Origin of the sequence: Pseudoalteromonas sp. P1-8, assembly GCF_001399985.1 — a bacterium.
Classification (GTDB): domain Bacteria; phylum Pseudomonadota; class Gammaproteobacteria; order Enterobacterales; family Alteromonadaceae; genus Pseudoalteromonas.
The window spans coordinates 433,970-445,823 of record NZ_LJSO01000001.1 but is presented as its reverse complement, the minus strand read 5'-3'; the positions used below and the strand labels follow the sequence as shown (position 1 = coordinate 445,823).

At 41.2% G+C, this 11,854-nt stretch carries 10 protein-coding genes; 2 read left to right on the top strand and 8 right to left on the bottom strand.

Annotation, left to right across the window (positions count from 1 at the left end; genetic code table 11):
- Positions 1-63: 63 nt before the first annotated feature.
- Positions 64-1,821, bottom strand: coding sequence for a gamma-glutamyltransferase (gene ggt / locus AN213_RS01985; protein ID WP_054561462.1), 1,758 nt, complete (start codon positions 1,819-1,821; stop codon positions 64-66).
- 85 nt (positions 1,822-1,906) lie between these two features.
- On the opposite strand from ggt, the gene rrtA reads away from it, so the two are divergent.
- A complete protein-coding gene (rrtA, locus tag AN213_RS01980) occupies positions 1,907-2,488 on the top strand; it encodes a rhombosortase (protein WP_055197073.1) in 582 nt (193 codons plus the stop codon).
- Positions 2,489-2,556: 68 nt separating this feature from the next.
- On the opposite strand, the gene AN213_RS01975 is transcribed toward rrtA, so the two are convergent.
- The 7 genes from AN213_RS01975 to AN213_RS01945 form a co-directional block, all read right to left on the bottom strand.
- A complete protein-coding gene (locus AN213_RS01975; RefSeq protein WP_055197071.1) occupies positions 2,557-5,049 on the bottom strand; it encodes a prolyl oligopeptidase family serine peptidase in 2,493 nt (830 codons plus the stop codon).
- 105 nt (positions 5,050-5,154) lie between these two features.
- A complete protein-coding gene (locus tag AN213_RS01970) occupies positions 5,155-6,318 on the bottom strand; it encodes an endonuclease/exonuclease/phosphatase family protein (protein WP_055197069.1) in 1,164 nt (387 codons plus the stop codon).
- Entirely contained in the window at positions 6,315-7,247 is a 933-nt protein-coding gene (locus AN213_RS01965; protein WP_055197067.1) for a YeiH family protein, read from the bottom strand. The genes AN213_RS01970 and AN213_RS01965 overlap by 4 nt, the downstream gene beginning before the upstream one ends.
- Entirely contained in the window at positions 7,244-7,432 is a 189-nt protein-coding gene (locus AN213_RS01960; RefSeq protein ID WP_228482543.1) for a DUF2798 domain-containing protein, read from the bottom strand. Before AN213_RS01960 ends, AN213_RS01965 begins: the two co-directional genes overlap by 4 nt.
- Positions 7,433-7,627: 195 nt before the next feature.
- Positions 7,628-8,776, bottom strand: coding sequence for a 5-(carboxyamino)imidazole ribonucleotide synthase (locus AN213_RS01955; protein ID WP_055197065.1), 1,149 nt, complete (start codon positions 8,774-8,776; stop codon positions 7,628-7,630).
- Between the two features lies 1 nt (position 8,777).
- Positions 8,778-9,260, bottom strand: a complete 483-nt coding sequence (gene purE, locus AN213_RS01950; protein WP_054553887.1) for a 5-(carboxyamino)imidazole ribonucleotide mutase — start codon at positions 9,258-9,260, stop codon at positions 8,778-8,780.
- 261 nt (positions 9,261-9,521) lie between these two features.
- Positions 9,522-11,108 (bottom strand): ABC-F family ATPase, encoded by a 1,587-nt coding sequence (locus AN213_RS01945; RefSeq protein WP_095209684.1) that lies wholly within the window; start codon positions 11,106-11,108, stop codon positions 9,522-9,524.
- Between the two features lie 206 nt (positions 11,109-11,314).
- Between AN213_RS01945 and AN213_RS01940 the strand changes: the two genes are divergently transcribed.
- Positions 11,315-11,836: a TetR/AcrR family transcriptional regulator gene (locus AN213_RS01940; RefSeq protein WP_054561452.1), complete on the top strand. Its 522-nt coding sequence runs from the start codon at positions 11,315-11,317 to the stop codon at positions 11,834-11,836.
- Positions 11,837-11,854: the final 18 nt, after the last annotated feature.

Here is an 11,854-nt window from a genome sequence, read left to right as displayed (position 1 = left end):
CTAAATAGCATAGCAGATAGTATACATGAAAACTCAGCAGCTTTAAGGCTGCTGAGCTTGTTTTTAGTGGCTTTTATCACTTAAAGCGATGCCTTCGCGGCGTGGATCGGCTGCGCCATAAAGTTTACCGTCTTTAACTTCAACAGCATGTAAACCAGAGTTTAAATCTAGGATACGAACTGTGTGTCCGCGGTTAACAAATTCAGCTTCAGCATTGGCAAGTTCAGTGCCCTTTTCTAGGCTTGTGTAATTATTGCGATTAGTAATGCGCGGTAAGTTAATAGCTGTTTGCGCATCTAGGTTCCAATCAAGCACACCTACAACCACTTGAGCTACATAATCAATGATACGGCTACCACCTGGTGAGCCAACCACTAAACGTAAGCTGCCGTCTTTGTTAAACACCATGACTGGCGACATTGAACTACGCGGGCGTTTACCCGCTTCAACGCGATTAGCTAATGGCTTACCATTTTTGGTAGGCGATAAAGCAAAGTCTGTTAGTTGATTGTTTAAAATATACCCGTTCACCATTACTGTTGAACCAAACGCCATTTCGATAGAGCTGGTCATCGAAACCGCATTACCTTGGCTATCAACAATCGATACATGGGTGGTTGATGGTAACTCGTATGCATCATCTTGCGCGTACGCAAGTGAGTTAGGCGGTGTGCCTGCTTCTGCGTGAGCATCTTTTTCAGAAATAAGCTTTGCACGACCTGCAAGGTAGTCTTTATCGAGTAATCCTTGTGTTGGGATTGGCATAAAGTCAGGGTCACCCATATACACGTTGCGATCAGCAAACGCTAAACGCGATGCTTGGGTAAAGTAATGCAATGCTTGAACAGAGTTTGGTTTGAGTTTTGCCATGTCTTTATGTTCAAGTAAGGCTAAAATCTGTAATACAGCTACACCACCACTACTTGGAGGTGCCATTGAGCACACTTCGTATTGGCGATAATCAACACACACAGGTGCACGCTCTTTACTTTTGTAATTAGCTAAGTCTTCAACCGTTAAAGTACCCGGTGCAACTGCTGAGTTTTGCACTGCATGCACAAGCTCTTTGGCGTTTTCACCTTTATAGAAAGCATCAATGCCTTGTTTCGCTATATCTTTATAAAGCGCAGCAAGTTCAGGGTTCTTTTTAACGGTACCTACAGCGAGTGGTTTACCATCAGGGAAAAAGTAGTCACGAATAACAGGTAGCTTAGTAACCCCAGGGTTTAATTCTTTAGCCAATAATTGATGTAAACGCGGCGAAACAATAAAGCCTTTATCAGCCAATTCAATGGCAGGGCCAAACAAGGTTTGCCATTCTAACTTACCGTAACGTTTATGGGCTGTGGCAAAAGCGTCTAAAATACCTGGAACACCAACAGAACGACCACCTACAACGGCTTCAATCCATTTTACGGCTTTACCGTGCTTATCTAAAAATAGTGTTTCATCAGCATTGCTTGGAGCCGTTTCGCGGCCATCAAAGCTTGTTAGGCTTTTGGTTTTGCTGTCGAAGTACATCATAAATGTACCACCACCGATGCCCGATGATTGCGGTTCTACCAGTGTCAGTACTAATTGCGTTGCAATGGCTGCATCAACTGCGGAGCCGCCTAGCTCAAGCATTTTTTGCCCAGCTTTTACTGCATAAGGGTTTGCTGCTGCGACCATGTATTTATCGCCTTCAACAACCTGTTTATGAGCAAAGCCTGTAGCAGCTTCAGGTTCGCGAGTTTCAATTTTTGCAGGGGTTGCAAAAATAGCCGTTGAATAAATTAATGAGGTGGACAGAGCTAACAGCGCTTTGGTTTTGAATAACATAAATAAACTTAATCCCGTAGTGTATTTGGCATCTTAAAATTAAACGTGCACAATAGGCGACAATCTCAGATACAACAAAAATAACATGATAAACCTGCCCCTGAAACTAGAATATATTCTGCCGCCATTGTGTTTAGTAATACTAAGTTCCTTATTTGCTACTTTTAACTTAAATGAATATCTCGAATTTAACCGTGAGTTAGTTGCAAATGGTGAATTTTGGCGCATTTTCACTAGTCAATTTGTACACGCAAATTGGCCCCATTTAGGCTTAAATTGTGCCGGAATTTTATTAATTTGGGCGCTACACGCTGAACATACAAGCCCTGCTCGCTATGCGTTTAATATTGCCATTCTAGCATTATGGTGTGGCTTAGGTGTGTGGCTATTTTGCCCAGATATCCAAATTTACACCGGGTTAAGTGCCCTACTGCACGGTGTGATCATTTGGGGTGCAGTTAAAGATGTACAAGCAGGCATGTTTTCAGGCTGGTTATTGTTTGCTGGTACTTGGGCTAAAGTGATTTGGGAGCAAATAGCAGGCCCGAGTGAATCGGTGAGTCAGCTAATCGCCTCTAATGTTGCCATTGATGCCCACTTTATTGGCGCAATTGGCGGCACACTGTTGGCTTTACCTGTCTTTATAAAAATAATAAAAAATCGCTAGTAACTAAAACTTTTAATACAAACAAAAACAGCCACTTAAAGTGGCTGTTTTTCATTTACGCTTATTAGTTAAAGCGTTTCTTTAAATAGCTTATGAATACGGCGGTATTCATCTAACCAGCTTGATGGTTGTACAAAACCATGTGGTTCAACTGGGAAGATAGCTGTTTCAAAGTTTTCTTTTTCTAGCTCAATTAAGCGCTGTACTAAGCGTACTGAGTCTTGGAAGAATACATTGTCATCAACCATAGGCGCATTAATTAATAAATGGCTCTTAAGACCTTCAGCAAAGTAAATTGGTGAGCTCTTTTCATAGGCAATTGGGTCAACATCTGGGTGGTTTAAGATGTTAGACGTATAAGGACCATTGTAGTGAGCCCAATCAGTTACCGGACGAAGTGCAGCACCTGCTTTGAATAAATCAGGTTGTGTGAATAGCGCCATAAACGTCATGAAACCACCGTAAGAACCACCATAAGTGCCTACAGCTTGTGTATCTACGTTTGCGTTGTCTGCCATCCAGCTTACGCCATCTGCTAAATCTTGGATCTCAGGTGTACCCATTTGACGATAAATAGCTGTACGCCAATCACGGCCGTAACCTTTCGATGCACGGTAATCCATGTCCATTACTACGTAGCCTTCTGAAGCAAGTAGTGAGTGGAACATAAACTCACGGAAGTAACCAGACCAACCCATGTGTGAGTTTTGTAGGTAACCAGCACCGTGGTTAAAGATAACTGCTTTACGGTTTTTACCTGTTTCACCTTCTTTATAATCAGCTGGGTAATATACTTTTGCATAAATTGGCTGATCAGTGTGGCTTGAAGGTACAGCAACAATCTTAGGTGCAATTAGTTTCTTCGCTAAAAACTCATCAGATACTGTATGCGTTAACTGAGTTGCTTGGGTGTTTGCTTTTGCATCAGCGACATAAAGCTCAGGCGGCGACATAATTTTTGAGTGAGTTAGCAATAGTTTGCTTTCATCTGGGCTTAACTGATAATCAGTCATACCATCAAGGTTGGTTACTTGCTCAGATTCACCGGTTGCAGGGTTTACACGATAGATTTCGTAAAGACCTGGGTGCTCAACGTTTGCTTTGTAGTAAATCGCTGAGTTATCAGCCGTTAAAGTTAAGTTAGAAACAACAAATTGGCCTTTAGTAAGCTGCGTTGCTTTACCATTAAGTGGCTTTTTATAAATGTGGCTGTAACCAGACTCTTCAGATAAGTAGTAAAGCGTGTCTGAGTTGTTCAACCAACCAAAATCGTTGTATGCATAGTTAACCCATGCATCGTCGTGTAAGCGGTGCTGCGAAACAAGTTTGTTGTTTTGTGTATCAACAGTGGCTAACCAACGGTCTTTGTTGTCCCATGCTTCAAGCATAAGAGCTACTTTTGAACCATCTGTGTTCCATTGGATTGCACTTTGGTCCCAGCCCCAATCCATCATTAAATTGATGGCACGTGGTGCTTTTTCAGACTTATAAGTTTTGCCATCACGAGCGTAGTTTTCTTTCTTAACTGCTGCAAGTACGTCTTCATCAAAACCTGGTAAGGTATCGAATGCAAGGGTTGTTTGCTCGCCTGATTTAAGGTCAATGTAAACAACGTCTGAGCTGATTGGTTTTTCATCAGCAACACGACGGCGTACTTTTTCTGCTTTTACGCGTGCATCATCGGCAATGTAATTAGGCATTATATCGCCTTCATCACGCCATGAACGGCTTTCTGTGGTTACTGCAACAAGGGCTTGGCCATTTGGTGAAAGCTGTACATCGGCTAAACGCTTACCTTTACCTAAATAAAATTGTGCGTTAGCAATGCTGTCGTTTTGCTCGTTAATTTGTGCTTTACGCTCTTCACGATCTTTTTTGTTTTTGTGCGTCAGCGCAATGTAATCAATTAGTTTGTGCTGCTCTTTTGCAATGTAAGTGTTTGGCTCTTGTACTCCTTTAGGTGCATCGTCTAGGTGTAAGTTAACTAATTCAACTTGACGACCCGTTGCTAAATCAACTTTATAAAACGCATTACCTTGGCGATATGCAAGGCTACCATCAGTTAAAAACTGTGGTTTTGATTGCTGTGCGCTGTCGTGAGTGATTTGTGTAATTTGACCAGTGCTTAGGTTTTTAACGAAGATATTACCTTCAAATGCATAAGCCTGTTGCTTTTTATCTGCAGAATAAACGGCATTTTTAGCGCCTACAGTGTGTAGTTTGTTTAACGCTAATTGTGATGCAGATTGGCTATTTACAGCTTGAACGTATAAATCGCGTAACTCATTGCCTAGTTGCTTTTGTGCATAAACGATGCTGTTAGAATCACCATTCCAGTAAGCACGCTCAGGCTGACGGCCTAACCAATCAGGGTGAGCCATTGCTTGCTCTAACGTGATTTCAGCTGAACCTGTATCAGCAGGAGTAACAACAACTGGTGCTACATTGGTAACTTGTTCTTCAGAAGGCGTTGAGGCGGTTGATTGACAACCTGCTAGCATGAAGCTAGATGCGACTGCGAGAGCCACTAACGTTTTATTAGCAGTGGTTTTGAATTTCATAGTGCTTCTTACGGGTTATTATAATTCGCCCTATTTAAGCAGAAGCACTGATGAAATAGCAATTTTTATAGGATAAACAGCCAAACTTTTCCGTTTAATTACAGCTTATTTTAAGCTGATATCAAGCCATACCATACGGTGATCAGATGATGCGTTACGATCTTTAATTAAACGGAACAGTTCAGAGTTTTTCTGTGGCCAAAAAACTCCACCATCGTTTATTTCAATACCATAATTTGATGGTAAAACGTAATCAGCACGAGCCTGCCAATAAGCGGTATAGTTTTTAGCGTAATCTTCTTTATACGATTCTTTAGCGCCTTTGCTTGTTGGCGTAAAAGAAGTATTCACTAATGGATTTTTTAAAATTTGGTCTGTGGTTTTCGGGCGTGCCTTACCCCCTTCTGGCGCAGCATTTAAATCACCAACAATAACAAAGCGGCTTTTCGCTTTTAAGCCACCTTTTTGGCCTTTATCATCGTAAATGTAGTTAGCATTGTTAATGTAATCAGCAACTAGGCGTACTTCATCGTGGTTACGCTTACCGTTACGGTCTTCGTCACCATCAAAAACAGGCGGCGTTGGGTGCGATGCAAGCAAATGAAACGTTTTGCCTTTTACATCTATTGGTAAATCCCAAAAAGATTTAGAGCTTAGGTGAATTGCTTGCCATTCCTCAGCAGAATACCAGTCTTTACCTGTTTTAGGGTCAATAGGCATTTGTGGATTTGGCATATCTTTGTATTTGAATGTTTGTAATGTACGCGCTTTATCTAAATCGATTGGGTAGCGCGACAATACTGCCATTGCATAATGCCCCTCAAAGAAGCCAAAGCCGTGTGCGTCACCTTTGTAATGCCCCTTTACACCATCGTTGTCTAGGTCAAACTCAGTAGGTAAACCAGTGTTAACAGGTGCAATAAAGTAATACGGGTAATCGATGGCAACTTGCTTATTTTGCGATACTTGCAGGTAGTTTTTACGAAATACGTTAATGCCTTTGTCGGCATCAATATAATCAAACTCATTGAGTAAAATTACATCAGGTCTTACGCGCTGAATAATTTCGGCAATGTTGCGAATTTGCTGGTGGTTGCTCGCTAATGCTTTGCTTAAAGCGTCTTTATCTATTGCTTCGCCTTTTTTAGCATAATTGGTTGCATCCATACTCACGTTAAAGGTAGCAACACGTAAATCAGCAGCCGATACATTGTTTGCAAATAAGCCTATAGCCAGTGTTAATGAAGAAGTTAATAAAGCGTTTTTCATGAAATAAATCCGTCTACTATAAGTAGTAAAATAATACTGCTGACAATGATCCATAAGATCATCGCCATGATAAAAGGTTTAATGCCCGCTTGTTTTAAGACTGAAATAGATAAACCACTACCAATCAAAAATAAGGTCATTACTAACACTTGTTTAGCACCAACATTGAGTGTATGCCACAGTGTTTGATACTCAGGAAAGCTCGAATTAATCAGTGCAGCCGCTAAAAAACCAAATATAAACAAAGGGATACTTGCTTTTTCATCTGATTTCCAAAACACACCCGCAATACTTGTATAAGGGATTATCCACATCGCTCTAGTAAGTTTAATGGTTGTGGCAATAGCAAGCGCTGATGCGCCATACGCAGCGGAAGCCCCCACTACACTACTTGTGTCGTGAATCGCAAGTGCAGCCCAAACACCGAATTGTTGCTCAGTCAGGCCAAAGTAATGGCCAATCATCGGAAACAACACTAAGCCAAGGGCATTTAATAAAAACACCACAGCGAGTGATATAGCTACTTCGTGATCTTTGGCCTTTATAACCGGCGCCATTGCAGCAATGGCGCTACCACCACAAATGGCAGTACCAAATGAAATAAGTACACCGGTGTTTTTATTTAACTTAAATAACTGAGATAAAATTTCACCAAGGCCAATAATAGCGGTAATACTGACAATAGTAAGCACAATAGAGCTACGCCCTACTTCTATTACTTGATTAAAGTCAACAGCAAAACCTAAGCCAATTACCGCCAACTTTAGCATCCATTTACTTATTTTTTGTGACTGTGCTGCAAATGGATTACCCAATATCATTGCAAATAAAGCACCGACGACAAGTGCCGTAGCAGAGCCAACAAATGGTAATGCTGATGCTAAAAATAGTGTAATAAAAAGAAATTGCTTTGGGCGTTCGGCTATCACAACGGTGCTCTGATAAGTTTATTGGTTAGCTTATGCACCACAGGTGCAACAAAAATAACGGTAGGAAATGCCACACAAAATGCAAAAGCCCATGCTTTAAGCCAAATGGTTGCAATGTTATCGATTAAACCAACGTTAAAGATGCTGATCACTAAAGACATAAATCCAGACATAAACAGCGCCATAAAGAACGCAAATACGACTGTTCTAAACCGAGGATGTAACATAACGAACTAATATTAATATAAAAATATTAGTCTATAGCAAGTTACCCCTGACGCAAGTGCTTTGAGACAAGAGGTACAAAATTAGCGAAGTTTGTGGATATATAATAGCGATTAAAAAGCCGAGATAAACTCGGCTTTAAGAATTTAAACTGATTAGTTTAAAATAAGTTGAGTGCTGGTAGCTGCTACACCTGGGTAGTCTTGCTCTGGCAGAATTTCAGCCAGTGCCGCTAAACGCTCACCTAATTGGTGAAGGTTATCGGCCGATACATTGATATGACCCATCTTACGACCCGGTTTAGCCGTTTTACCATACCAGTGACTTGTAACGTCTTGCGTTGCGAGTACTGAATGTGGGATTGAAGGCTGACCTAATACGTTGATCATAGCAGTAGGACGAAGACACTCTGTACTACCTAATGGTAGGCCTGCAACAGCGCGCATGTGGTTTTCGAACTGTGAGCAATGTGTACCCTGCTGTGTCCAGTGACCTGAGTTATGAACGCGTGGTGCAATTTCGTTTACTAATAACGTACCTTGTACATCAAAAAACTCAATTGCTAATACACCTACATAATCAAGTTCTTGCGCTAACTTGTTAAATGCCAGCTCTGCTTGTTCTTGAATTGCTGCTTTTTCTTTACCCGCAACTGAAAGCGTAAGTACACCATTGGTGTGTTGGTTTTCAGTTAATGGATAAATAACTGTGTTACCCGCTTTGTCGCGAGCACCAATGATAGATACTTCACGGTCAAATGGGATCATCTTTTCAGCGATAATAGAATGCGGCGCACTTTCAGTGCCTGATGCTATGAAATCTGCCATTTCTGACCAGATTTGGTCAATTTGATCATCAGACTTTAAGCGCCATTGCCCTTTACCATCGTAACCCGCTTGGCAAGTTTTGATCACAAGCGGCTTGCCTAAACGCTCTACAGCAGCAACAAGGTGCGCTTTTTCTGTAATTAATTGGTAAGGCGCGCATTCAACACTTGTTTTATCAAGTAATGCTTTTTCAAGTGCGCGGTCGCCACCTGTTTTAATTGCCGCTTTACCCGGATAAAACTTATTGCTTTGACAACATAGTGTAAGTACATCATCAGGAATGTGTTCAAACTCTGCTGTTATCGCGTCTGCGTTATCAATAGCTTGTTGTAATGTACTGTTATGAACTTCACCAGTTAATGGATGAATGATTTTTTCACTACCCACATCGTAGGCAACAACATTTAAATCAAGCGGTGCACCCGCTAAGCTCATCATGCGAGCTAACTGACCTGCACCTAAAATTAGAATATTCATATTACTCTGCAGGATTAGGGTTAGCTAAGATTGTGTCTGTTTGTTCTTTACGGAAAGCTTCTACTTTTGCGAAGATTTCAGGCTGTTGGCAACCTAAAATTTGTGCCGCTAAAAGGCCAGCATTTGCAGCGCCTGCTTCACCAATAGCAAGAGTACCTACCGCAACACCTTTAGGCATTTGGCAGATAGATAATAACGAATCAACACCATTAAGTGTTTTAGACTTAACTGGTACACCTAAAACTGGCAGTGATGTAAACGCCGCAGCCATACCTGGTAGGTGCGCAGCACCACCGGCACCTGCGATAATAATTTTAATGCCACGATCTGCAGCTGAGCTTGCATAGTCAGCAAGTAATTGAGGGGTACGGTGAGCAGAAACAACTTTAGTTTCGTATTCAATGCCGAATTTTTCTAGCATTAACGCCGCATGTTCCATCGTTGGCCAGTCTGATTTGGAACCCATAATAATGCCAACAGTCATAAATACACCTCAGTTAAATAGTTTTCTAAAAAGCGGACTTTTGTCCTTATTTTGTGGCGGGTATTATATACCTAACTCACATCAAGATGCGAGTTTCAGTTGGAATTAAAAGCGATTTTGCAAGGTGTTGATGCAAATAATAGAGGTTCTATTGTTAAAATCGATAACGCAATATAAATCGCTCTTAGACCACATCAAGATGCGACTCTAGAAGCACAAAAAAGCCATGACATGCATGGCTTTTAATCACTCATCAGCTAATTAAGCTTCTTTGCTTGCTAGGTACTCAGTGTATGTACCTTTAAAGTCGATAACTTTACCGTCTTTGATTTCCCAAATACGGTTTGCAAGCGATGATACAAATTGTCTATCGTGTGATACGAACAATAATGTCCCTTCGTATGCTTCAAGCGCTAGGTTAAGCGCTTCGATAGATTCCATATCCATGTGGTTGGTTGGCTCATCCATTAATAAGATGTTTGGTTTATGCATCATAATTTTGCCAAACAACATACGGCCTTGCTCACCGCCTGAAATCACTTTTACTGACTTTTTGATATCGTTTTGTGAAAACAGCATACGACCTAAGAAACTACGAACAACTTGTTCGTCGTCACCTTCTTGTTGCCATTGTTCCATCCACTCAAATAAGTTCATGTCTTGTTCGAACTCGTCAGCATGGTCCTGAGCGTAATAACCGATATTAGCGTTATCAGACCATTTAAATTCACCTTGTTTCGGTGCTAAACGACCAGCAAGAGTATTTAATAGTGTGGTTTTACCAACACCGTTCTCACCGATAATTGCAATGCGCTCGCCTACTTCAACCAGGCCTTCAAGGCCACTGAATAATGTTTCTTCAAAGCCTTGTGTTAAATTTGTTAGCTCTAAGGCATTACGGAATAACTGCTTTTCTTGCTCAAAACGAATAAACGGGCTTTGACGAGAAGAAGCTTTAACTTCTTCAAGCTGAATTTTATCGATTTGTTTAGCACGTGATGTTGCTTGTTTTGCTTTTGAAGCATTCGCAGAGAAGCGCGATACGAACTGTTGAAGTTCGGCAATTTGGCTCTTCTTTTTCGCGTTTTCGCTTAGTAGACGCTCACGAGCTTGCGTTGCAGCAAACATGTACTCATCATAATTACCAGGGTAAATACGAAGCTCACCGTAATCGATGTCAGCCATGTGTGTACATACTGAGTTTAAGAAGTGACGGTCGTGCGAAATGATGATCATGGTACAGTCGCGCTGGTTTAGCACGTCTTCTAGCCACTTGATGGTGTAAATGTCCAAGTTATTGGTAGGCTCATCGAGTAGCATGATATCTGGATCAGAAAACAGCACCTGCGCAAGTAACACACGCAGTTTAAAACCTGGTGCAATTTCAGACATAAGGCCGTAGTGTTGCTCTGTGCCAATACCTACACCAATTAGTAACTCACCTGCTTTAGCTTCTGCTGAGTAACCATCCATTTCGGCAAACTCAGTTTCTAGGTCTGCTACACGCATACCGTCTTCTTCGCTCATCTCAGGTAAGCTGTAAATACGGTCACGTTCTTTTTTTACTTCCCACAGCTCTTTATGACCCATGATCACTGTGTCGATTACAGAAAACTCTTCGTAAGCAAACTGGTCTTGGTTTAGTTTAGCAATACGCTCGTTTGGATCTGTGCTGACATTGCCTGAAGATGGCTCTAGTTCACCACTTAGGATTTTCATGAAGGTTGATTTACCACAGCCATTCGCACCGATTAAACCGTAACGGTTACCATCGCCAAATTTTGCTGAGATATTTTCGAATAAAGGTTTAGCACCAAATTGCATGGTGATATTAGCTGTACTTATGATAGCGGTACCCTCCAGCGGGTAAAAAGTAAAAACGAAACTGCGTGCAATTTTAAACTAAAGCCGCTTTGCACGCCATGAAAGTTTAATTAAATACACAGGCTAATTTTACAAGATCAACACTTACGACTACCTTTAGTGAGCGCGCTCACTTAATTATATGAGCACGCTCACTTTTAAAATAACTAAATACAAACAGTAGGTTAAGAATGAGCAAACATGGAGACACTCACCAACGTATTTTAGATGCGGCTTGGCACCTTTTTACTGAGCAAGGGTTTAACGATACCTCTACACGGCAAATTTCAGCAGCAAGCAACATAGCGGTTGGCACCTTGTTTAATCATTTTGCAGATAAAGTGGCTATTTTAGAAGCTTGCCTCGAAGATAAATTCAATGATGTGTTAGAGCGCGCAAAAGAAACCGACATACACCGCCCTGCTCGCTTAAAGATTAATCATTACGCACAATATTTTTATCAGTTTTATTGTTTACATCACCGCTTTTATAAAGTGCTTTTTAGCCAGCGATTATTTTCGCAATCATTCCAGCAACAACACATGGAGCTAATTCAATCATTGGTTTTTGCCGACCAACCGCAATTTAATAAAGTAAAAGCAGCTATATTGCTCGACTGCTATTTTATGACCTTGTTGTATGGCTTAGGCGCCGAAACCCCAAACACTAAACTTATGCTCAGAACGCTAAGCCAGAAAGTGTCTATTTTTTAGGCTTAGTAACTCATTGAT

Bases quoted from the DNA above. Each gene is read 5' to 3' on its own strand.
- ggt (WP_054561462.1), bottom strand. From the start codon at position 1,821: ATGTTATTCAAAACCAAAGCGCTGTTAGCTCTGTCCACCTCATTAATT.
- rrtA (WP_055197073.1), top strand. From the start codon at position 1,907: ATGATAAACCTGCCCCTGAAACTAGAATATATTCTGCCGCCATTGTGT.
- AN213_RS01975 (WP_055197071.1), bottom strand. From the start codon at position 5,049: ATGAAATTCAAAACCACTGCTAATAAAACGTTAGTGGCTCTCGCAGTC.
- AN213_RS01970 (WP_055197069.1), bottom strand. From the start codon at position 6,318: ATGAAAAACGCTTTATTAACTTCTTCATTAACACTGGCTATAGGCTTA.
- AN213_RS01960 (WP_228482543.1), bottom strand. From the start codon at position 7,432: ATGGCGCTGTTTATGTCTGGATTTATGTCTTTAGTGATCAGCATCTTT.
- AN213_RS01955 (WP_055197065.1), bottom strand. From the start codon at position 8,776: ATGAATATTCTAATTTTAGGTGCAGGTCAGTTAGCTCGCATGATGAGC.
- purE (WP_054553887.1), bottom strand. From the start codon at position 9,260: ATGACTGTTGGCATTATTATGGGTTCCAAATCAGACTGGCCAACGATG.
- AN213_RS01940 (WP_054561452.1), top strand. From the start codon at position 11,315: ATGAGCAAACATGGAGACACTCACCAACGTATTTTAGATGCGGCTTGG.